Consider the following 21,254-nt stretch of genomic DNA (forward strand, 5'->3'; position numbering starts at 1 on the left):
CCGAAATGGGGTATAATGCTATATGGGGCGTGTTGGGAGCTTCCGACATTGGAGCAAACCACCATAGGAAAAGAATTTGGTTATTGGCCTACCCCCAGCGGAACGAGCAATCACGGGAAAAATCATGTAGTTGGCAGGATAGACGAATGGGGTGGCAGTGGGAACCCATTCAGGAAAAAGAAAAATGGGGAAATATTGATTGGGAGAAAGAGATCATCGGAACTGGAAGAACTAATGATGGGTTGGCCTTTGGGGTGGAGCAGTCTGATACCATTAGAAATGGGCAAGTACCGGCAGTGGCAGCAGCAATTTTCTCTATTATGAATCAATTAACAGTATAACCATGTACCACTTTGAGATTCACACACCCGAAAAGAAATTCAAGCTAAGCCCAACGGATATAACACGGGATGGCTATTTGAACGACCAGTTATACAACCATGATTGGCGTAGGGTACATGATGCAGTAGATAGGTACACAAAGATTATTTTTGATTCTATTGTACCCTATCAGCCACAAGGAACAACCGTTTATTTAGTATGTAGAAGTAAAGCAAATGAAAAAAGCAGATAGACAGATAGTCTTTAACAGGTAACTATATACAAGTTGGGACAAGGCATCAAGAGCAAAAGCCACCTAATAAGGTGGCTTTTTAAAATACCAGGAGGGAATCGAACCCCCACCTCCGTCTTCGGCAAAGCGGTGTTCTATCCATTAAACTACTCGCCGCTCTTTATAACATTATAAAGTTAAGAATCTTTTTTATTCTCGGATTTTTTTGCGTCAGATTTTTTTTCAGCATCCTTTACTGATATGCCTATCATATCTTCAAAAGTACCCTCAAAGGTTACTTTATCTTCGTACTTCTCAGCACGTTTCTTAGGCTCTTTTTTCTTCGCTGCTTTAGCCATGTGGTACGAAATTACGTGTTTATAAGAATCTTGTATCTTTGTAAAAAGGGAGAACCCCTGTAAAAACCCACTTAGCCTAATGAGAGACCTAATGAAGGTTGAGTTTTTACAGAGTTCAACAGCACATACTTTGATGTGTTTATTCCCCCTCGGCTTCTGTTGTTCCAGCAACAGTCACCGTGTAAGAAAACAACTAGCTGATGTTTGTAGTTGGCTAATGAGACCAACGGCAATATTCAGACCTCTAATGTGAGCCGCAGTATCTATTTGCTGCGCTTGCTGTTTCCGAGCTATTTTGAAGGGCATTTTGCCCTTTATTTTTTTCTTAGTATATTTGTACTGGTTATGATTTTAGCGAACTAACCAACAGGGGCGACAATGTTGCCCTTTTTTTATAGCGTTAATGCAAGTGATTCTAACTGCAATTTCAAAATAGCAATATCCTTTTCATTTAATCCAGATGGGTACGACAAATATGCGCGTTTCCCTTCAGTTAATCTTATCGGCAACCGTTCTTCATTTAAGCTCTCAGACAGCAATAGTGGCGCTTGTTGTTGCGGCTGTGTAGCCGGATAGATGAACTGATAAGTTGGTTGGAACAACATCGCCGTCAAATTTTTCGATTAGCTCCTTGTACAGTTTCGGAGATTCAAAGGCTTCAAGTAGTGCTGTCGCCTTTTGTCAAGCATTGGCTACTAAATTGCACTTTTGTATTCTTGAAACCTATGCTACCCCTGAACCCCTAGCCATTTCCCTTTACAATTTCATCACGTTGTATAATGAGCATAATGAAGCTAAATGATATTTTAAAATCAAAAGACAGTATAACGATACATTGCCTTACCAATGAAGAGGCTTCAATAGTATGCAGAATACTTAACGCACACGGGTTAAAATGGAAGGACGGGAAGCCGTATGCACAGGATCGGGTTATAGGGTATATGTCTGCATACAAAGAAGGCCAAACCTGCTTTAACCCAAAAGAAGGACTAATGGAAAGCAGAGGTTACGCCCAATGGAGGGGGCACACTATTATACCTGCATCAGAATTTATTGCAGAAAACGAGCATAATTAAATATTATCTTATCTTTACACTCATGGCAATACCACAACCTGAAAATAAACTACCAAGACCGTATCAGATATTAGAACTACGTGACGAAGGGCTAATAAATGATACGCAATTAGCTGATATGCTGGATTTCATAAATGATGAACTAGTAATAGCAGGGCGTACAAATGGCTGTCCTAAGTGTGGTACACAGGGCTATCACTCCAACAGGGTAGATGACCCTGATAGCCCAGATGATTACACGATACAATGCACAGCAGTAGATGAAGTAGACCCTGATAACGCCTGCTTAGGTTGGGGATATACACCTATTGCAATGACAGTTAAAACAGTTCCAGGGGTTTATACAAGTGCGCCATATAGCGAAGTTGCTTTGACAATATTCAAAATGCTAAACGATAAGAAGCAATTAACTAAGAAAAAGTTAGAAAAATGGGCGGAGATGCGTAAAATAAACGATGCAGACGGTAAATATTAACCAATAAATACAAACACACAATGAGCGAAGGGAATAAAGGGGGTGCGCCAACAAAGTATAAGGCAGAATATGCCGATCAGGTGTATAAACTGTGTCTGTTGGGTGCTACGGACAAGGAAATAGGGGACTTCTTCAATGTTTGTGAGACAACTATAAATAACTGGAAATTAGGATATTCAGAGTTTTTGGAGTCCATTTCACGCGGGAAGGTGCAAGCTGATGCCGAAATAGGGGGTAAGCTGTATCAATTAGCTAGTGGATTTGAATACAAAGAGCAAAGTTTTGGCGAAAACGGGGAAGGTTCGTTTAATATTACCAATGTCCGCTATAATGTGCCTGATTTCCGTGCTGTTAGATTTTGGCTGATGAATAGACACCCTGATAAGTGGAGGGAGAAGCAGGAAGTGGTAGGTACACAGAATATTAACGTATCTGTAACCCGAGAAGAAGCCAAAGATATATCTGATGCATTGGAAGGTGAAGTATGATAATAACCGAGGATGAAATAAAGACCGCTAAGGTAGCGCGTGTGAAGTGCCAAAAGGAGTTGCTATTTCATACGCGCTATTTCTTTAAGAAACAGTATAACCGAAAATTCGTAGTTAATACCCACCATGAGGTAATAACCGAAGCATTAGAAAGGGTGTTATTGGGCAAATGCAGACGGCTAATCATCAATGTTGCTCCCAGGTATTCAAAGACAGAGATAGCCGTTAAGAACTTCATAAGTAACGGGTTAGCCCTGAATCCATCGGCTAAATTTATCCATCTATCTTACTCTGACAGTTTGGCACTAGATAACAGCGAAACGGTAAAAGACCTTTGCCAATCGGCTGATTATCAAATGCTATTCCCCGAAGTACAGATAAAGAAATCCAGCAAGGCAAAAGAAAAGTGGTACACCACAGCAGGCGGCGGCGTGTTGGCGCGTTCAGCGGGTGGTAGCGTTACGGGTTTCGGTGCTGGTGCCGTAGATGATCCAGATGATGATTTAGATGAATTCTTAGCCTCAATAGACGGGCATTATTCCGAAGAGCATATTTTAGATATAAAGTACCGTTTTGGCGGGGCAATAATCATAGATGACCCGATTAAGCCCGAGGACGCAGACAGCGAAACTATACGCAACAGGGTAAATTATAGGTTTGATTCTACGGTAAGGAACAGGGTTAACAGCAGGCATACTCCTATAATCATCATTATGCAGCGGCTACACCCGATGGATTTAACGGGGTACCTGCAAGAGATAGAACCTGACGAATGGGAGGTAATATCATTGCCCTGCCTGTATGTAGAAGGTGGAGAAATGAAAGCCTTATGGCCTTTTAAACATACTGTAGAAGAACTGCATAAGCTGAAAGAGGTAAACCCGACTGTATTTGAAACCCAGTACCAGCAGAATCCTAAGCCTAAAGAAGGTCTACTATTCCCCGAGGAAGAACTAACGTTCATGGACTTTGAGCGATTCCCCGAACCTGAATTTAAGGCGGCTGCAATTGACCCAGCGGACGAGGGCGGCGATGATTTGGCAGCACCATACGGGTATCTGGCAGGCAATAAGATTTATGTGCCCGAGGTTATATTTAACAAGGATGGTACAGATTTGAATTTGCCGCGCTGCATTGATATGATACTACGCAACAAAATCAATCATACCCGAGCCGAGGGTAATAGCGCATGGAAAATATTTTGCAAGCAGATACGTGCAGGTGTACAAGACAAGAACAGCGATTGCGAAATACGCATAATATCCAATACACAGAATAAGCATACCCGTATATTAGCACAGGCTGCTTTTATTCGTAACCACTTTGTTTTCCGTAAAGATTACAAGCAAATACCCGAATACTTTAAGTTTATGCAGCAATTAACATCGTATCTTAAAGTGGGCAAAGTGCAGCACGAGGACGCGCCTGATTCGCTGGCAGAACTAGCTAAGTATTATAACACTAACTTTGAACATGTGTTCTACACATAAATATTTATATCTTCGCAAATATGAAACGATTCTTTTTGTTTGCTGCTGACACTCATTATCCAAATGGTGGGATGATTGACTTTGTAAGAGATTTTGATTCCGCAGAAGAAGCTAAAAGCTTTTGGATAAGCATACGGCACATGTATAGGTGGGATGAGCCGTGCTGGCACATATGGGATAATGAAAAGTTTATTATAGTAGAAGGGCGCGACTATGGTCGTGAAATAACAAATGAAACATTAGAACAATGCTCTCTGTGGTCGGTAGACCCAGTAAAAATTTACTCCAAAAAGGGTAGATAAATATTTCTTATTTTAGCATTCAAATTCAGTAAATGAAGCTCCCTAAAATATTTGGCAGGTCTTACAGTTCGCCCGATCCGTTCCCAGAAAAGGTATTTGTTAACGATAAGGGATGGCCTTCGCCTTATGCTGGTTTACCTGGATATGATTCCAATGGGCTGCCACAATGGGAGTATTCAGACATGCCGCCTGCCATGCTAGGGCGCGGGTTTGATATTGAGGCTTATATAGACGATATTCTATATGGTACATACGGCGAACAGAACTTCATTAACCTGTTTTATTGTGTGCCTGAAATATTTGCACCCGTGCATGAAATAGCTTCGCGGGTGTCCGATGCTATATGGGAGCTACGCAAAGTACGCAAATCAGGCGGCAAGCATGATGATGAAACAATCTACACGGATGCGGCATTTAACCGCCTGTTCAGCAATCCAAACCCGCTACAGCCATTTAAGGATTTCATTTACATGGCTGTGTGCTATGAGTTGTTAACGGGTAAATCATTTATATATGCTAATCGACCTGCTATACTGCCTAATGAATGGCGTTCAACTGTCAACTGGTGGGTATTGCCTGCGCAAAATGTCATTATTGACCATAAGCAGGGCGTAAATACCTACGCCGCAACCGATGTTAAAGACTTTGTGAGCAGATACCGTGTGACCGATAACGGCGCAATGCGTGACTTTGAGCCTGACAAGGTGTTGCCGTTGGTAAGGTTATCCCTGCAATTCGGCAATGACATACGCAAAACCCGTAGCCCATTAAGCGGAGCAGGCAAGGCAATAAAGAATCTTTTGCTGGTATATGCAGCCCGAGGGGCTATCTATTTTAAGCAAGGGCCACAGGGTATATTTGTTTCAGCCAAGACGGATGAAGATGGTACAGTGCCGCTAACATCTACGGAAAAGGCTAATTTCCTTGCCGACCTACAGGCTAACTACGGTGTTACACATGGGCGCGGTTTGTATGCAGTGTCTAATCAGGCAATGAATTACCTGCAAGTTGGTAGCAGCATACAGGATTTATTGCCATTCGATGAAACACAAACCGATGCAGTGGCAATATATGCAGCATTACGAGTGCCACGGCATTTAGTACCAACTAAGGATCAAAGCACATTCAGCAATGCCAATGCAGACTTAAAGTCTTTCTATTCTGATGTTATTATCCCGATGGCACAGCGGTACGCAGAAGCGTTTACCAATTTCTTTAACCTGGAGGCTGAAAGGAAGTACATAAATGCAGATTTCAGCCATGTGGACATACTACAGGAGAACAAGAAAGAGCGCGCGGATGTAGACAAGATTAACACTACAACGAATATACTAGCATGGCAGAATGGCATAAAGACACTGAATGACTGTCTTGTGGCTTCGGGAGCCGATGAAAGCACCAACCCGTTATACGGGCTGTATATATTCGATATGACACCAGAGCAGCTAGAAACGGTTAAGAATGCATTGAACTTGAAAAGTGTAGCGGCTAATAGCAGCCAAGACAATCAGGAAGAAAGCACTAATACGCAACAAAATAATTCCTAAATTCACACAAAACACATGATTTATGAAACCAGTAGACTTTACTAATATGTCTGATGAACAGTTAAAGGGATTGTTTACCATAAGACCATTTTACGAAGTGAAAGGTAAGCCTACGGCATTCTATGAGTTGGATAATGTAACTTTTGCAGATAATACGCTGATAATAACAGTTAAACAAAATAGTTTGCGCGAATAAATAAATTGTTATATTTGCTTTGTTGTTCAGAGCTAATATAGATAATAGTGTGACGGGCTACTGATTGGGTCTATATCTGGGGTGGTGCTTTCGAGACGCAGGGAACAGATTGCACAAACACTAACACACTAACCGCAGAACGACAATAAACGTGTGAAGATGCACGAAGAAAAACAATGACGGAACTACTAAAACATAAACGCATTATGTGTCATTCAGGTGGCATGTAGTGCGTTTTTCTTTTTGGCGTATGACACTACACCCAAAGATACAGGAACTAAAACGCAGAGCAGGAGCGATAAGCTATAGCAATGTGAGCGTAAATGAACGCGGTGAGCTTGACAAATCTCTTTTGGATCAGCGCATTGTAGAAGGTTACGCGGTAATATGGGGCGAAAGAAACCTGCATGGCGAAATATTTGTAAAGGGCGCATTTGCTAAATCAATCCGTGAACATGGCCCAGGATCAGGCAGCAGTTATGAAATAAAGTTTCTGTACAACCACAATACGGATGAGCCTTTGTCCCTGTTCGAGGAACTGAAAGAAGATGATACGGGTCTTTACTTCCGCACAAAGCCATTGGATGCCGTTGACAGAGCAGAGCAAACCCTAATACAGTTGCGCAGCGGTACATTGAACAACTATTCTCAAGGTTTCAACTACATATGGGACAAAATGGAGTGGGATGAAGCAACAGAATCCATCATTGTCCGTGAATGCCAGTTATTTGAGCTATCTGTAGCGACTATCCCCAGCGGGCTTACTACCTATACTGTACGATCAGCAGAGGATTTGGACTATCTGAACGACGAAACCGAATACTTTATAAAATCATTACCGCGCAATAAGCAATTAGAAGCGCGTCAACTTTTTTCCCGTCATAAAGCACTTGCCAACTTCGAGCCGTCCGAGCAGCGCACACTCGAAATAGATAAGCCGCAGGGAGTGGACATATCATACATTATCAACAACTTTTAATTTTTATCAATGAAACGTAGTTATTTGCAATTCCCTAAACGCGCTGCCAAGATTCAGAGCAGGCAGGCGGGGCTAATCAACTTCGTCAACGCCGCTTATAAAACAGACGGCGAACCAAGTGAAGAAACTAAAGCCCTTTTGGCTAAGGTAAAAGAAACGGTAGAGAATCAAACGCGTGGTTTTCAAAACGAAGACCAGGTAAAAGGCATCATCAACAAGGTGCTGGAAGGTATGCCTATTGATGCATTGCGCAGCTTTGACCCTGCTAAGTTTCAGGAAAGCATCACTAAAGTAGCGGGTGAAGTAGAGAAACTGTCACAGCAGCGTACGCAAAACACGAATCAACGCATTAACGTTATTCAGGAATTTCTTGACAAAAACGTTGATAACGTTCGTAGTTTGTTTACCAACAAAGTAAATGGCGCAGAAATCAAATTGAATGTTCGCGCTGCTGCTGTTATGACTACAGGCAATACGGTAGACAACACGGCCGTGCCTGATGACATACTAGAATCATTCACGCAGCTTGAATTCGTAAAGAAACGCAGGCCGCGCCAATATGTGTACGACATGGCAGACCGTACCATTGTTGCAGAGGTAGATAAATACCTGACATGGCTTGAAGAAGGTGACGAAGAAGGTGCATTTGCTATAGTAGCAGAAGGCGCAACTAAGCCGCTGGTATCCTATGATATTGTGCGTAACGTATCTACTGCAAAGAAAGTAGCCGCTAAGTACATCATCACGGAAGAGTTTGCCAAATTCTACAAAGAGGCATACCGCATTATCCGCGAACTTATCATGGACAAAGGCGAGCGCGATTATTCAGCAATCCTGACTACCGACCTGCTAGCAGATGCGGCAGGCTACACGGGCACTGCATTGGATGGCCAATACGTTAACCCTACAGACTACCACGCTATAGGCGCAGTAGCAGCGCAAATACAGTCGCTGAACTTTAACCCGGATATGTTGATACTGAACCCACAGGATATGTGGCGTATCGCATTGCAGCAAAATACACAGGGTTCATTCTTCCTTCCTATCCCAATGTATAACCCTGATGGAGAAACCATCATGATGGGCTTTACTGTAAGAACATCTAACTATGTACCTGTAGGTACTGCTATACTTGGTGAATCAGGTCTTTGGAAAATACGTGATGAAGCATGGACTATCCGCATCGGCTACGGTGTGACTGTTACGGGTTCAAGCCCTGTTACCAGCGTTGTATCTGATTTCGATAACAACCAAATGCGCGTTATCGTTGAAAAGTTCTTCCACGACTATATCGCTACGGCTCATACGGGTTCATTCGTATCATTCAATTTTGATGTTGTAAAAGCACTATTAACACAAGCATAATTATGTCACAAGCAGAAAGAAAGCCTAAAGAAGGCATGAAAGAAGGCGAAGTATTGCCTAAAGATGAAGTAACCGTATACGGTACTGCAAAAAGCCCAATGGGCACAGGTAAGGCGTACAAGGTACACAGTGCAGTAGTGCAAAAGCTGATAGACAGCGGCATGGCTACACTCGAAGACCCTAACGCTAATTCAAAACCATCTAAAGAAGGTAAATAATGGCAAGCCCGACACTAAAACGTGCGCCCTTAACAGGCACTACGACAAACACGAACACCGAAACCAAAACGTTTGATACAGGACAATGGAACGGTAACAGCGGCAACATTACTATTCAAATAGCTATTACCCGCGCATCAGGTGCAGCGGCAGGCACAGCCACCCCGCAAATATCATTGGATGGCGTTAAATGGGCAGCAGTACCGGGACAAACAGCAGCAACGCTAACAGATGTTGCAGACCAATCTTTTGCATGGTCTTTGGTTGATCGTAAAGCTATTTACTACAGGGTACAACTAAGCTCTACGGGTACAGGCGTTCTTAATTCATACGTGATGTTCCTGGAGGACGAAGATAAAGCATAACACATGGCACTCATAACACCAGACTATTTTGTAAGGGATATATTGATTGAGAACGCAGATAAGGGCAGTATAATAGCCTCCCTTACTGATTCAATAAATGTGTATGAGCCTGAATACTTAGACGGGGTTATGGGTGTTAGTTTCGCTCAACTGTTTTTAGCCAACATATCAGATAGCAGGTTTCAGGACTTGCTAAACGGTAAGGTATACGAGTACAACGGTGAATCATATAGGTGGCAAGGGCTGGTTAATGGTACAACAAAGACTAGCCCAATTGCCGACTATGTTTTTTACCAGTATGTCAAAAACAACGCTCAAACAATATCGGGTGTTGGTGCGGTAACAAGCAATGCGGAGAACTCCACTAGGGTTAGCCCCGTTGATAAGATGGTGCTGGCATGGCGTAAGATGGTGAAGGTTAACCAGGATATGTACTATTTCCTTGAAAGGAACAAAGACACGTACCCTGAATTTGATACCAACATATGGTATTACAGCTATGCTACCTACTATAGGTATTTCAATACATGGAATGATAGGATTAACCCATTTTATTATCATAACGGAGGCGGTAACAGAGTAGGCATATGATAGTAAAATATCCAGTAACGCAATCAATGAGGCAGGTGGTAGATAAAATATCATCGGATGATTTCATTGCGTACCTACAGGAAAGAGAAACCGCCGCTACGGGCTATACTAGCCAAATACAGGCGGTTAATTACTATCATGGGCACATATGGGAACTAATCCAGCATTTAAAGGAAATGGCACAAGAACCCGCGTCTAAAAAGCTGCGTTTCCCGTTGGTTTGGTTGCCAGAGGATATAACCTACAACATTAACCCGCGAGGCTACAGCACTGCGACCGTAAGGCTGATTGTTTGTCATCATACGGAAAAGCCCTACAGTTCCGAGCAGCGTGAAGATATAGTATTTGAACCCGTATTACGCCCTATTGCAGATAAATTAATACAAGGCATAGCCAATAACAGGCAATTCTTTGTTATCTCTGACAGGGCAAATATGACGTTCGACTACACGGAGCGCAAATACTGGGGGCGCGAGGATTTCGGAGACGGCACTACAAATACAGCCAACAAGCTAAACGACCAAGTTGATGCAATCGACATACAGGGGCTAGAAATACCATTGAGCGAGGCGTGTTATTATCCACAAAACATTAACTAACAGAAAAACATTATTAAATAATGGCAGCAATTAATTTTACCGATTGTTTCGCAGGTGGATCAAATCTTGGTACAGGCAGCTGCAACAATAACCCAAGCAAGGTAGTAGGCGTTTCGTTCCACAGGCTGAACGAAGTATTTACTGCCACGGAGTTGTTGAATGCGCGTACACTGTTTCAGGCCATTTTCACAGACGATACACCATCAGAAAGGGGGTCTTTCGTTCCTGCTTTCATGTCCGAAAATCAATCAGAGGACGTACAAAGGTTTACTTATCCCAACGGCACATCTAAAGTAACGCGTGATGTGGTTAACCGTTTCAGGATGGAGCATACGCTAAGCAAATGCGTACAGGATCAGCTATACCGCGGCTACAACGACCAACAGGGCAACTTTGGCGTACTGATATGGGATGCAGGCGGCAAAGTATGGGGCGAAAATGTAACCGATGTAAACGGCACGATAACAGGCATTAAGCCTATCCGTCTTTCGGAAATATACATAGAGCCTTTGGTGTGGGCAAGCGAGGAAGAACCAACACGTTACTATTTCGCGCTAGAGTTCGCTAACTTCCAATCGCTGAACGTCAATGCTTCGAGTGTACAGCTTAATTTCAGCCTGTCAGACCTTGAACAGGTACAGAACGCTTATCTATCATTGATAGCCTTTACCAACCCTACAACTGGTACATTCCAAGTGGGTATTGCTGCGTGTTGCGGTGCGGAGAACCTGGTTGATGCATACCCAACGCTGCTTAACGATCCTGATGCATTCGTACTGACCAACAGGGCTACGGGTAACGCGATAACCATTGATTCAGTAACGGTGGTAACGGTGAATGAGCAAAAGATACTACTGATAGATGCAGATGCTAAGGATACCTATTATCCTGCATCGGGGCAATCAATGGTATTGACACTGGCAAGCGTATCAGCACTGGCAGCACTGGGCATTGAATACTACGAAGCAGCACAATCTATTGTAATAACAAGACCATAACGTTATGAAAAAGACAAACGCAATAAAGGTAAAGGCTGGCAATTCAAATACGGGCATTAACAAAGCCATGCTTAAAAGGTTTAAAAGTGCCGATGATTTTTTGGCGCACATCAAAACCAAAGAGCATGTTTATGCCTCATTTGGCAAGAACGATAACGCCATAAAAGAAACATGGCAGGATGCGCAGCCAAAGACCGAAGCCAAGCCAAAGACCGAAAAGTAAGCATTAGTAAGTACAATCAAAATGAAAGCCCTGTATTAATTTACGGGGCTTTTTATATATTTGTAGAAACAAAAATGATATGATACAGACACATGAATTAAGTTTAGGGGCTTTAGTTTTTTACCAAAAGTTATATTGGGAAGTTGTTTCATTAAACAAGTATGGCATCTTAGTAGTCGAAAGGAACGGCGTAGAAGTCCAGTTAACCAACAATGATATTGATCCCATCCCCATTACGCCCGAAATACTTGAAAAGGCGGGGTTTGTAAGAACATATGAATCGAAATATAGAATAAGGTTTGATGCGGACGAATTAGGACATCCTGAAATTGGAGTAGAACTGAATATCACAAACGGGTCAATAACATTTAGGTATAACTCTGAAACCAACGCCCAATGCAAATTCCTTCATCAGCTACAAAATATTTATTGGTGTTTGGCGGGCAAAGAACTTGAAATAAACCTTTAGTATATGGATAATCAAATCCCATCATTGATAAAAGGAACGTTAGACCATCCTAAATATACCATAATAGTAGAAACGGCAGCAGATGGCACATTATGGGGTCAAATCCTGTATGATGGCGATTTGCTCACAGCCAATGCATATAGCGAACAAGCATTAAAGGAGTGCTTTGTAAACCAGTTTAGGGGATTCTACGATATAAAGCTTGCTGCTGATAGCTTTGAGATAAGGCCAATAGACGGTGATGCAATAGGCGCAGCGCTCAAACAAATATACACGATAGTGGGAAAGAAACGCGACGATACTAATGGCAACACTATTTAGCCTACATCGCGGCATAGATAAGGCCATACAGCAGGCTATACCGATAACAGCCCGTGCCATGCAGGATAGCAAACAGGTAGCCGAAGCAGCACAACGGGATCAAATGCTACACGGTAAGGATAAGAACGGCAATCCGATTGGCAAGTACCGTAGTGGTGTGTACGCGATAGATAAGTACCGATTGAGCAGCTTGGCGGGTCTTGGCTTTGCCGATCTAAAACTAACAGGCGCATTTCACAGGGGTATCTTTCTAAAAGTAAACGGCGATAGTTACGGCTTTGATTCTACAGACAGCAAAACAGGCAAGCTGACAACCAAGTATGGTGACAGAATATGGGGGCTTAGCGCGCCTTATGCGGCACAATGGTATCCATCATTGAGCAAAGCAATGGTAAGGGAATTTAAACTAATTATTTACGGATAAAAACACACAATATGAATTTTGAATTTACAGGTTTAGCAGGTTGGGTGATAGGAGTTGTAATAATAACTACAACCATATCATTGTTGTTAATAGGCGCATTTAACCTATTTTCTACTATAATTATAGATGTAATGCTACGAAAAGCCTTACAATGGATAAATGTTCATAAGACATTTATAAGGTTTATATATTATTACACGGACTTTAAGATGTACCTAAAGCAAAGGGATAATAGAAAAATGCCTGAAAGTAAACCGATGTACGATCATGAGTAATTGCAGCACCTGCAAATCACTAAAAGGCAGCAAAGATGAAAGGCTAATACAACTGGCAGAGATACGAGGTAAGAAGAAATATGCAAATCTTGAATCCTTCCTGATATGCAGAATGATAAACGGGGGCTATACAGTGAAAGCCCCCGATGATGATGTGTCTAACTTTGTTGTGGTGCAACGGGTGTTTAATTAGCTGCATTTTGAATCCTGTCTATTTCGGCGGCGATTAATGCACCGGCAATTATTAATCTTTCCCTATATTTCTTTAGTGTCATCTTTTTATATATTTCTGCATTCCATTGTGACGGCAAAAAATCCTCTGTATCATCAAAGTCAAAACAGCTATATTGGCCAAGTAGGTGTACAGCAGCATTGCATAACTGCATAGCCCCATTATGGTCTACGTCATCTTTCACTCGATACAAGTGTTTTTCAATTTGTTCTTGCCTTTCTTCGGCAATTAGTTCGATCCCTGTTTTCATAAAATTGTTGTTTGGTTTTACCTTCCAGCCCAATGCATAGCCACCATAAAGGCTACAGCATCAACTAAAAGAATGGTTATTGTTTGAAGTATCATTTAAAGTACATTTCATCGTCATGCAATATAGTTTCATCTGCTTCTACTATGCCTGCGATAATCATAGTGTCAGGATATTCACTATAAAAGCACTCTGATGCTTGCCTAACATGAAAAGCGAATAGGTAAGTAGATAGCATTTTATCACCGGCGTTATACCAGGTATTTTTTTCGTAAAAAAATATTTTGTATTTTATCATTTTGGTAATTTATAATCAACGTACATACCCAGCACGGAGATAATGAATAAAAAGGTTATCATTCTACTACACCGTCATTGAAGTGACCGAGGTAAAGAGTGCCACTCATTTGTTGGTTCTTATCATAAACATACATCAAGTCATATGCACTGCCATCATATAGTCTTGAAAGAAGCACAACAAAGTCATATTCTGACGGCTTGACTACAGCCCCTTCGCAAATACCCTTAATAGAGCTGATCCATTTAATAAGCTCAATAGGTTTCAACTTCTTTTCTTCTTTGGGTTGCTCACCCAGGATAATTACTTTAGTCATTGTTTTTGTTTTATTGGTTAGTCAATTTTGCGGATGATGTCTTTGTAGCCAAGCCAACTTAACCCTGCGCCCTGTTGCGACATTGTACCGTCTCTTTTTACTGCTGCGAAATCAATGGCGTAGAACGATCTGTTTTCCATTCGCGAGATAGTTATATGTTGAATAAAAACTTCTTTTTCTTTTAAGAAATATGTTACCACCACAACCTTGTCCCCCACTTTATACGGGCAGGCATCAATGTACTGCTGTTCAAGTTCTTTTATTTGCGCTTCCAGTTCATCGCGCCTTTGCTTGTATTGTTCTTTTGTCATGTTATGTGTTATTTTAAGTGACTGCAATCGGGTATTAGCATGTAGTGGGTTATTTCTGAAATATGGAACAGCGTGTATATCTTACCTAGAGCATGACCATAGAATCGCATATCATCAAAATCTATGATTCCTACGTAGACCAAACCACCTCTAACCGCTAAAAAATATTCAGTCGTCTTGACTGTTTCTATATCGTTAAATTCAGGATGGATCGGTATTTCTTCAAGTTTAAAAGGCTTGTACATGTTATTGGTTGTTTATAATGGTTTTAAAATATTCCTTTTCTACTGGAAGTAGATTTTCAAGTATATTCAAACATACGTCATAGCTAATCAGCTTCATATTTATTAAATCCTTGTCACAATCAGGCGAATTAGATACTACTTCCCTCCTTTCTTTTATTGCAGAAATTGCTTTTTCGATCGGTGTATTTTTCATACCAAATATTTTAAAGCTATCCCTACACCGATAGCGTACAACAATATGAGCATGGCAAAGCAGATGTTATTTACCCTGTTGGCTCGGGTGTCGAGTATTTGTTTTTCAGCTTTCTTTAGGCTGTCCGACATGTTGTTTTCAAGGGATCGTAGCGCGGTAAGGGGTGAAATGTCCGCGCCTGTAGCTTCTATAGCATTTTTTATTGCGAATTCGTTCGGCTCTCCACGCCAATCACCCGCGTAATAATCCCTTGTTAATGATCCATCAGGGTTTATTTTTATCCATCCCGCTTTCAGTGTGTTATCTTCCATATGTTTTGTTTTTACAGGTTGCTACCTAGTTATTGCCTGATGATAATGCATATAGCCTCTATGATGAAAAACAGACACGCCGCCAACTAGTTCCCATCCTTGGCTAATATACTTAGCTACTGTTCGCTCAAATATTAATATATCGACAAGGTGAATTACTTTGTACTCTTTCATATACTATTTGTTTTTAGATTGTTCAAGTAGTTTTTCTATCTCCGCCATTATTTCGGCTTGCTCCTGTGGGCTGAAACCATACGGCTTGCCACTGCTGTTCTTACCGCTTAGCTTGTACTTTACATTATTAATGTGAGGCAAGTACTTTTTAATAAATGGGGTAAGTTTGAAGTATTTTAGTATGTCCATAGGCTAGTAAGTATCTACACTTGTATTATTTTTATCCAAAAGTGATTTTAGTTGCTTTCGTTGGAGTTTCTTGAGTGCTTTTTGCTTTGCTTCGGCTTTGCTCGTAGCCTCGATATTAAATTCAAAAGCCTCAAATTGAAGGAATACGCAGTAATGTTTTTTAGTCTTTTTCATATCTTTCTGTTTGTTACACAAAGATAATGTTACTCCGTGGTAACACCAAACACTTCCCAAAATATTTTTTACATTTGATTTTCTGACACAGACAAGCAGTAAACAGTAGCCTCCATTCATGGGGGCTTTTTTATTATCTTTGATATGTGAATATATCAATCAATACATTCCCGCTTTCTAAGTTCATTTCCTTGTATGTAGATAAGGAGTTAGGAGAGCTTACACGCGAACAAGCCAACCAGTTAATAGAGCAGTACCACGATGCCATTGCAGACGATAGCGCAGGGCAAATACAGCTTATTGGGGGCATTGAGTATCGTAATAGCTATCTATCCCGCGTAGGCATGTGTATTAACGTATGCAGGCAGGTGTACCACCCTGATTTGATAGATGCGCTCAACCAGGCACTAAAGGACGGCAATGTCAACTACAAGTACCAGCCCGAAGAAATAGACAATGAGGAACTAGACCATATCGAAGCTCTGTTAAAGAAAGTGGAGCTACGGCAAAAGGATTTGATCCGTCAATATGAAAAAGATAGCGGTAAAAAGTCTGTTGTTAATTGGGATTGGTTCATTGATGCTTGTTTGTCTATGTCACAAGTATTTGCACCACAAATAATAAACATTGGGATTTTAACGGTAAAGGAATTTTGCCTACAATACAAAAGGTTTTCTAAAGCAATAAAACCCGCACCTCCAAAAACTAAATAATCATGGATGAAAAAATAGAGGTAGTCGCCTCGGGAGCCATAAAGGAACTAAGGGAGCTGAAATCGGCTACAGAAGATGCTATAAAACCATTTTTGGAACTTAATAGCCTCACGAGGAATATAGAGTTTAAACTGAAAGGGGCAGCAACGGTATCAGACTTAAATACCCTAGTTGAAAATGCTGTCAACCATCTTAACGGGATGCGGATTGCTACAGATGGCGTAACACAGGCGCAGCAAAAAGAAACCAAAACCACAAAAGAGGTAGTAGAACTGCTAAGGGAGCTAAATAAGCTACGGAAAGACGTAGAAAAGCAACAGAAAGCAGAAGAAAAGCAGGTAAAGCAGCTTACTAGTGACTACGACATTTTAAACAAAGCCTATGGCGATCAAATAAAGCGCGTCCGTGACCTGTTTTTTAGTGTTGGGGAACTAAATCCCGCCTACATTGAAGCCCAGCAGGAAGCAATGAGGATGGGCGATACCCTAAAGCGTGTAGATGCAGCAGTTGGCATCCACAACAGGAATGTGGGTAATTACAATAGCGCATTAACAAACCTTAATCAGATATGGCGTGAATTGCCCAACGCAGGCATATCTTTCAGAATATTTATAATGTCCTTATCCAATAACCTTACTGCTGTTGCAGAGGATTTTAAAAGGGTTATTGACAGGAACAAGGAACTTGCAGCAGCAGGACAACCTACAGTATCAGCATTATCACTAGTACGACAGTCGTTATTTGGCATTACGGGCGTAGCCTCACTAGCGGTAACTGGGCTTACTTTGCTTGCCACATCTTTTACCGATAATGAAGAAAAAGCCAAAAAGGCTAAAGATGCATACGAAAGTCTCATAGATTCCATACAACGGTATTTTGACAAAATAACTGCCAGCAGCAAACGTAGGGATGATCTAAACTTTGAGGGCGAAAGGCAACTAAAGAATGAGCTCAAAATGCTAAAGGCTAGGGGTGCTAGTGCAGAGGATATTTTAGCTAAAGAAAACCAACTAAGAGCCTATCAGGTTGTGAAATTGGAAGAAACCAACCAATTGTATTTAAAATTATCCAAGTCTATATCTGAATATAAAAAAAGAGGCGAATCAACAGAGGATTTAATTTCAAGGCTATCATCTAATTACCTGATACAAAACATAGGTTTTAGCAGAGAGGATATTGAGAAAATAAGAGGCGACAGAAACGTCATAAGAGAGATATTGACTAGCATCGGGCGTGAGCGCGAAAAATTACAACTTGATATTGTCGATCTAAAAGCTGATACAACAGCAGCAGAGGTAGAAGCAGAGCGTAAAAAATATGAGGAACAGCAAAAACTAGATGAAGAATATGAAAAACGTCTTTTGGCAATGTGGGCTAGGCTGCGTAAAGAACTTCCTAAAATATACGCCGAAGGGAGAAAGGCATTTAATTCATTAGATTTCAATATAAAGAAAAAAGACCCAACGTCCGGCAAAGACGTAATGCCGCTATTTGAGCAGGACGTAATGAATAACGAGCGGTTTATGTTCGCTGAACTTATTGCCCTCAACAAGCAATACCAGGATGGTACAATAACCAATCAGGAAGTATTTGAAAAGAAACGTACCGATATTATCCGTAAATGGACAATTGAGCGTTTACGGATCGAACTGAAAGCAGCAGAGGAAAGCGCAAAGAATCTAACAGGTGATGACCGTGTAAAGGCACTCAATCAGGTTGCCAGCATTAACAAGCAAATATCTGACCTTGAAACAGAACAATTTACTACAGCCAATGAGAACAAAATAAGGAATCTCAACGACTTTCTGACACGATATAAAGAGGTATTATCAGAGATAGCCAACTTTTCGGCGCAGATAGGCCGTAGCATTACCGAAAACGAATTAGGAGAAATACAGAAGCGCAAAGCACAACTAGACCAAGACTTTGCCAAGCGTAAAGAATACCTTGCCGCTACATCAGCAACCGAAATGGAGTACCAAAAGAAACTGGCAGGTGCAGAAGCGCAACGGGCTACCGATTTAGAAAAGCTAAGACAGGAAGAAATTGCAGCGAAGCAAAAGCAGGCTATCTATGAAAAGGTTGCAGCCATATCCCAAGCGGGTATCAATACGGCATTAGCTATTACCGCGTTCTTGGCGAAGGGCGACCTTACAGGGGCAACAGCCGCGGGTATATTAGGAGCAGTACAGGTAGCGACCATAGCAGCTACACCGTTACCGCAATACGCAAAGGGTACAGAAGATCACCCGGGCGGTGCATTCATAGCAGCAGAAGGTAATAAACCCGAAATCCTGCAAAATCCTGATGGCACAATGCACGTGCTAAGCAAAGAAGGTATCTATACCGCGCCTGCCCATGCTAGAGTTATACCGCAAAACGAATGGGCAACCAAGCTGCCATTTTTAAGTGAACGATTAATAAAATCCATGCAGCACCAGCAGCAGATAAAGACCGATAAAATGGAATCTTACTTGGCTAGTATTGACTATAAAATAGGGCGTATCAACAGGCCAACTACCCAAAAAAAGGGTATTTTATTGCCAAGTCAGCGCAAATCAATGAATTAATATATCTTTGCAATAAGTGAGTAATTCATGTGTGTGAAGTAAAAGTCTTGTTTCTACAGGACTTTTTTTATCTTTGTACAGGCTATTTCTTCTGTAGTCTATTCATATATTTTTGTTTTTAGCACCCCTGTTGTAAAATAGGGGTGTTTTTTGTATGTTTGTGTTTCACTTTAAAAATCACGATTATGAAAGAAACAACAACCATTTGGGTAACTAGGTATTGGGAGACAAAGGGTATATTTACTGTAGATGCTAAAATAATTAACAGTATAACTTATTACCTTCCTAAAGGAGCGATGCACAACTCATATTTAAGTAAATCAGACTATTCAATGAGTGAAGCCGAAGCTAAAAAACAGGTATTAGGAAAAGCGAAAATAAAACTACTTAAATTAGAAAAAAAGCGCGATAAGATAGAAAAGATAATCAAAGACCTTTCGTAGGTTTGTCGTGATTCCTACGACTTGCAAGCCCTGCATTAATTTGTAGGGCTTTTTTATTATCTTTACCCCGTTGAGTACAGAGATACTATACGAGTTTTATTTACTGGATGGCGCGGGTCAATATATCGCGCCTGATGGCAGTATTAACCAAAAGCCACACCGTGATTGTGTGGATAGATGGCAGGACTTATCTAAGGAGTATGTACGGCACAAAACATATCACGGGATATTTGATTCAATAATACCATCTTTAACTTTTGTTGACACCCTAGCCGAGGCAATACGCAATTCATACAATACATACGGTGTAAACGGAACCATACAGCTTGAAATAAGAATCAAAGACACTACTACCCAAAACTTTATAAGCATGGGTATCTTTGACTTCCAGTGGGCTACCTACAAAGACACTATTGATACCGTAGAGTGCGAACTGAAACAGGGCGGTATTAATTCGTATTTGGAGGCAAACGCGGGTAAAACCTACACACTAAGCTACCAGCAGTCAGAAAAAGTAGACGTAGAGATAGCAGGCATGTGGCTATACGGCTATCAGGAATGGCTTATATCCAACTTTGTAGACAATGACAAAACTGATGCCTATTGGGCTAAAAAGTATATCCCTCTATCTATATACGATAAGAATACCGAATATTCCGAAATAAGCGCATACCCCAATACAGGGAAGGTAATTACCTATGCTTCGGTAGCGCAGAAAAACCAGCTTTTGATAGTCGTTAACAGGTCGGGCAACTATCTGTTTTCGGGTGGCTTTGCGGCTTATTACAAAAATTCGGCTGCCAGTGCTGATAATGTACGCCTGCAACTATATGCGGTGGTAAAGCAATCAATTGATTCCAATGTAACGGTAAGTGCAACTTTGCTTTGGCAAGACCCTAACACGCTCGCCCCTGGTTCGGATCGCAACATATACATTCAATACCAGGATATTGCCGTAGCCGCTGAATCAGGCCAAGCCATAGAGGTTTATTTAGCCGATAAGGTAACTTCGCCCGTTGTGGGGCGTAATGGGTTTAGTTACGCTATAGGTGATGCAGATTATTTCCGTGTAGATACAAGGTTTCAACTACCAGCCGTAACGGTTCGGGGTCTAAGGTACTTCGGGGCTTTGCGCCAATTGGTGTACAAGATGACCGAAAACAAATACACCATAGCACCGTCAAACTACCTTTCGGGCGATTACAAAGAAAGGGATATGATCGTGAGAGACGTTGTTGTGACGTCCGACACAGCATTAAGGGGAGATGCTAACCAGTGGATTAACATGAACTTTGAAGAGGCAATAAAAGACCTTCAAAGCAGGGCATCTATTGGCGTTGGTGTGGTAAATAACGGCGTGTATATAGCCCCAATGGTAGAATTTTACCGAAAAGATTTGCTTATAGCAGATATTGGCGAAGTGGCTAATTTGGTCATTGAGCCAATAGCAGATAAGATATTTAACAAACTTATATTAGGCTACGAATTTGACGATACGGATAACGGTAACGCCCAATTCGCATTT

27 protein-coding genes are annotated in these 21,254 nt (G+C 41.4%); 21 read left to right on the forward strand and 6 right to left on the reverse strand.

Features of this window, described 5'->3' with window-relative positions:
- A partial coding sequence (locus VF06_RS42230; RefSeq protein WP_218964546.1) for a hypothetical protein occupies positions 1 to 341 on the forward strand: 341 nt, incomplete at its 5' end.
- Positions 342 to 750: 409 nt separating this feature from the next.
- Here VF06_RS42230 and VF06_RS42235 read toward each other — a convergent pair.
- Entirely contained in the window at positions 751 to 912 is a 162-nt protein-coding gene (locus VF06_RS42235) for a hypothetical protein (protein WP_180267902.1), read from the reverse strand.
- 1,098 nt (positions 913 to 2,010) lie between these two features.
- Between VF06_RS42235 and VF06_RS36435 the strand changes: the two genes are divergently transcribed.
- From VF06_RS36435 to VF06_RS36510, 16 genes are all read left to right on the forward strand, one after another.
- Positions 2,011 to 2,463, forward strand: a complete 453-nt coding sequence (locus VF06_RS36435; RefSeq protein WP_143861822.1) for a hypothetical protein — start codon at positions 2,011 to 2,013, stop codon at positions 2,461 to 2,463.
- A 20-nt stretch (positions 2,464 to 2,483) separates the two neighbouring features.
- A complete protein-coding gene (locus tag VF06_RS36440; protein ID WP_099072428.1) occupies positions 2,484 to 2,951 on the forward strand; it encodes a terminase in 468 nt (155 codons plus the stop codon).
- Positions 2,948 to 4,441, forward strand: coding sequence for a hypothetical protein (locus VF06_RS36445; protein ID WP_099076493.1), 1,494 nt, complete (start codon positions 2,948 to 2,950; stop codon positions 4,439 to 4,441). The genes VF06_RS36440 and VF06_RS36445 overlap by 4 nt, the downstream gene beginning before the upstream one ends.
- 20 nt (positions 4,442 to 4,461) lie before the next feature.
- A complete protein-coding gene (locus tag VF06_RS43685; RefSeq protein WP_099072426.1) occupies positions 4,462 to 4,743 on the forward strand; it encodes a hypothetical protein in 282 nt (93 codons plus the stop codon).
- 32 nt (positions 4,744 to 4,775) lie between these two features.
- Complete coding sequence (locus tag VF06_RS36455) at positions 4,776 to 6,290, forward strand: phage portal protein (RefSeq protein WP_099072425.1); 1,515 nt, start codon at positions 4,776 to 4,778, stop codon at positions 6,288 to 6,290.
- 446 nt (positions 6,291 to 6,736) lie between these two features.
- A complete protein-coding gene (locus VF06_RS36460; RefSeq protein ID WP_099072424.1) occupies positions 6,737 to 7,465 on the forward strand; it encodes an HK97 family phage prohead protease in 729 nt (242 codons plus the stop codon).
- A gap of 9 nt (positions 7,466 to 7,474) precedes the next feature.
- Entirely contained in the window at positions 7,475 to 8,830 is a 1,356-nt protein-coding gene (locus tag VF06_RS36465) for a hypothetical protein (RefSeq protein WP_099072423.1), read from the forward strand.
- Positions 8,831 to 8,832: 2 nt separating this feature from the next.
- Positions 8,833 to 9,048 (forward strand): hypothetical protein, encoded by a 216-nt coding sequence (locus VF06_RS36470; RefSeq protein ID WP_099072422.1) that lies wholly within the window; start codon positions 8,833 to 8,835, stop codon positions 9,046 to 9,048.
- Complete coding sequence (locus VF06_RS36475) at positions 9,048 to 9,413, forward strand: hypothetical protein (RefSeq protein ID WP_099072421.1); 366 nt, start codon at positions 9,048 to 9,050, stop codon at positions 9,411 to 9,413. The genes VF06_RS36470 and VF06_RS36475 overlap by 1 nt, the downstream gene beginning before the upstream one ends.
- 3 nt (positions 9,414 to 9,416) lie before the next feature.
- Positions 9,417 to 10,004, forward strand: a complete 588-nt coding sequence (locus tag VF06_RS36480; protein ID WP_099072420.1) for a DUF6712 family protein — start codon at positions 9,417 to 9,419, stop codon at positions 10,002 to 10,004.
- 35 nt (positions 10,005 to 10,039) lie between these two features.
- Entirely contained in the window at positions 10,040 to 10,603 is a 564-nt protein-coding gene (locus VF06_RS36485) for a hypothetical protein (RefSeq protein WP_143874541.1), read from the forward strand.
- 20 nt (positions 10,604 to 10,623) lie between these two features.
- Positions 10,624 to 11,601 carry a hypothetical protein gene (locus VF06_RS36490; RefSeq protein WP_099072418.1) on the forward strand — a complete coding sequence of 326 codons (978 nt, stop codon included), beginning with the start codon at positions 10,624 to 10,626 and terminating at the stop codon, positions 11,599 to 11,601.
- A 4-nt stretch (positions 11,602 to 11,605) separates the two neighbouring features.
- On the forward strand, positions 11,606 to 11,824 hold the full coding sequence (locus tag VF06_RS36495; protein ID WP_099072417.1) for a hypothetical protein: 219 nt from the start codon (positions 11,606 to 11,608) through the stop codon (positions 11,822 to 11,824).
- Positions 11,825 to 11,903: 79 nt separating this feature from the next.
- Positions 11,904 to 12,293, forward strand: coding sequence for a hypothetical protein (locus tag VF06_RS36500; protein ID WP_099072416.1), 390 nt, complete (start codon positions 11,904 to 11,906; stop codon positions 12,291 to 12,293).
- A gap of 3 nt (positions 12,294 to 12,296) precedes the next feature.
- A complete protein-coding gene (locus VF06_RS36505) occupies positions 12,297 to 12,614 on the forward strand; it encodes a hypothetical protein (protein WP_099072415.1) in 318 nt (105 codons plus the stop codon).
- On the forward strand, positions 12,598 to 13,038 hold the full coding sequence (locus VF06_RS36510; protein WP_099072414.1) for a hypothetical protein: 441 nt from the start codon (positions 12,598 to 12,600) through the stop codon (positions 13,036 to 13,038). Before VF06_RS36505 ends, VF06_RS36510 begins: the two co-directional genes overlap by 17 nt.
- Positions 13,039 to 13,498: 460 nt before the next feature.
- Here the strand turns inward: VF06_RS36510 and VF06_RS36525 are convergent, their stop codons facing one another.
- The 5 genes from VF06_RS36525 to VF06_RS36560 form a co-directional block, all read right to left on the reverse strand.
- Positions 13,499 to 13,795 (reverse strand): hypothetical protein, encoded by a 297-nt coding sequence (locus VF06_RS36525; RefSeq protein ID WP_099072411.1) that lies wholly within the window; start codon positions 13,793 to 13,795, stop codon positions 13,499 to 13,501.
- Between the two features lie 353 nt (positions 13,796 to 14,148).
- Positions 14,149 to 14,406: a hypothetical protein gene (locus tag VF06_RS36535; protein WP_099072409.1), complete on the reverse strand. Its 258-nt coding sequence runs from the start codon at positions 14,404 to 14,406 to the stop codon at positions 14,149 to 14,151.
- A 17-nt stretch (positions 14,407 to 14,423) separates the two neighbouring features.
- Positions 14,424 to 14,717, reverse strand: a complete 294-nt coding sequence (locus VF06_RS36540; protein ID WP_099072408.1) for a hypothetical protein — start codon at positions 14,715 to 14,717, stop codon at positions 14,424 to 14,426.
- Positions 14,718 to 15,151: 434 nt separating this feature from the next.
- Complete coding sequence (locus VF06_RS36555) at positions 15,152 to 15,466, reverse strand: hypothetical protein (protein WP_099072405.1); 315 nt, start codon at positions 15,464 to 15,466, stop codon at positions 15,152 to 15,154.
- Between the two features lie 21 nt (positions 15,467 to 15,487).
- Complete coding sequence (locus tag VF06_RS36560; protein WP_099076492.1) at positions 15,488 to 15,640, reverse strand: DUF1737 domain-containing protein; 153 nt, start codon at positions 15,638 to 15,640, stop codon at positions 15,488 to 15,490.
- A gap of 509 nt (positions 15,641 to 16,149) precedes the next feature.
- Here VF06_RS36560 and VF06_RS36570 point away from each other — a divergent pair.
- The 4 genes from VF06_RS36570 to VF06_RS36585 all read left to right on the forward strand — a co-directional run.
- Positions 16,150 to 16,716 (forward strand): hypothetical protein, encoded by a 567-nt coding sequence (locus VF06_RS36570; protein ID WP_143861819.1) that lies wholly within the window; start codon positions 16,150 to 16,152, stop codon positions 16,714 to 16,716.
- A gap of 2 nt (positions 16,717 to 16,718) precedes the next feature.
- Complete coding sequence (locus VF06_RS36575) at positions 16,719 to 19,286, forward strand: hypothetical protein (RefSeq protein ID WP_099076491.1); 2,568 nt, start codon at positions 16,719 to 16,721, stop codon at positions 19,284 to 19,286.
- A 185-nt stretch (positions 19,287 to 19,471) separates the two neighbouring features.
- Positions 19,472 to 19,729, forward strand: a complete 258-nt coding sequence (locus VF06_RS36580; protein ID WP_099072988.1) for a hypothetical protein — start codon at positions 19,472 to 19,474, stop codon at positions 19,727 to 19,729.
- A gap of 169 nt (positions 19,730 to 19,898) precedes the next feature.
- On the forward strand, positions 19,899 to 21,254 hold a 1,356-nt coding region (locus VF06_RS36585; protein WP_143874542.1), incomplete at its 3' end, for a hypothetical protein.

This window comes from Nostoc linckia z4, from assembly GCF_002608075.1.
GTDB lineage: Bacteria > Cyanobacteriota > Cyanobacteriia > Cyanobacteriales > Nostocaceae > Nostoc > Nostoc linckia.

Coding starts and splice junctions, on each gene's coding strand:
- VF06_RS42235 (WP_180267902.1), bottom strand. CDS start 912: ATGGCTAAAGCAGCGAAGAAAAAAGAGCCTAAGAAACGTGCTGAGAAG.
- VF06_RS36435 (WP_143861822.1), top strand. CDS start 2,011: ATGGCAATACCACAACCTGAAAATAAACTACCAAGACCGTATCAGATA.
- VF06_RS36440 (WP_099072428.1), top strand. CDS start 2,484: ATGAGCGAAGGGAATAAAGGGGGTGCGCCAACAAAGTATAAGGCAGAA.
- VF06_RS36445 (WP_099076493.1), top strand. CDS start 2,948: ATGATAATAACCGAGGATGAAATAAAGACCGCTAAGGTAGCGCGTGTG.
- VF06_RS43685 (WP_099072426.1), top strand. CDS start 4,462: ATGAAACGATTCTTTTTGTTTGCTGCTGACACTCATTATCCAAATGGT.
- VF06_RS36455 (WP_099072425.1), top strand. CDS start 4,776: ATGAAGCTCCCTAAAATATTTGGCAGGTCTTACAGTTCGCCCGATCCG.
- VF06_RS36460 (WP_099072424.1), top strand. CDS start 6,737: ATGACACTACACCCAAAGATACAGGAACTAAAACGCAGAGCAGGAGCG.
- VF06_RS36465 (WP_099072423.1), top strand. CDS start 7,475: ATGAAACGTAGTTATTTGCAATTCCCTAAACGCGCTGCCAAGATTCAG.
- VF06_RS36470 (WP_099072422.1), top strand. CDS start 8,833: ATGTCACAAGCAGAAAGAAAGCCTAAAGAAGGCATGAAAGAAGGCGAA.
- VF06_RS36475 (WP_099072421.1), top strand. CDS start 9,048: ATGGCAAGCCCGACACTAAAACGTGCGCCCTTAACAGGCACTACGACA.
- VF06_RS36480 (WP_099072420.1), top strand. CDS start 9,417: ATGGCACTCATAACACCAGACTATTTTGTAAGGGATATATTGATTGAG.
- VF06_RS36490 (WP_099072418.1), top strand. CDS start 10,624: ATGGCAGCAATTAATTTTACCGATTGTTTCGCAGGTGGATCAAATCTT.
- VF06_RS36495 (WP_099072417.1), top strand. CDS start 11,606: ATGAAAAAGACAAACGCAATAAAGGTAAAGGCTGGCAATTCAAATACG.
- VF06_RS36500 (WP_099072416.1), top strand. CDS start 11,904: ATGATACAGACACATGAATTAAGTTTAGGGGCTTTAGTTTTTTACCAA.
- VF06_RS36505 (WP_099072415.1), top strand. CDS start 12,297: ATGGATAATCAAATCCCATCATTGATAAAAGGAACGTTAGACCATCCT.
- VF06_RS36510 (WP_099072414.1), top strand. CDS start 12,598: ATGGCAACACTATTTAGCCTACATCGCGGCATAGATAAGGCCATACAG.
- VF06_RS36525 (WP_099072411.1), bottom strand. CDS start 13,795: ATGAAAACAGGGATCGAACTAATTGCCGAAGAAAGGCAAGAACAAATT.
- VF06_RS36535 (WP_099072409.1), bottom strand. CDS start 14,406: ATGACTAAAGTAATTATCCTGGGTGAGCAACCCAAAGAAGAAAAGAAG.
- VF06_RS36540 (WP_099072408.1), bottom strand. CDS start 14,717: ATGACAAAAGAACAATACAAGCAAAGGCGCGATGAACTGGAAGCGCAA.
- VF06_RS36555 (WP_099072405.1), bottom strand. CDS start 15,466: ATGGAAGATAACACACTGAAAGCGGGATGGATAAAAATAAACCCTGAT.
- VF06_RS36560 (WP_099076492.1), bottom strand. CDS start 15,640: ATGAAAGAGTACAAAGTAATTCACCTTGTCGATATATTAATATTTGAG.
- VF06_RS36575 (WP_099076491.1), top strand. CDS start 16,719: ATGGATGAAAAAATAGAGGTAGTCGCCTCGGGAGCCATAAAGGAACTA.
- VF06_RS36580 (WP_099072988.1), top strand. CDS start 19,472: ATGAAAGAAACAACAACCATTTGGGTAACTAGGTATTGGGAGACAAAG.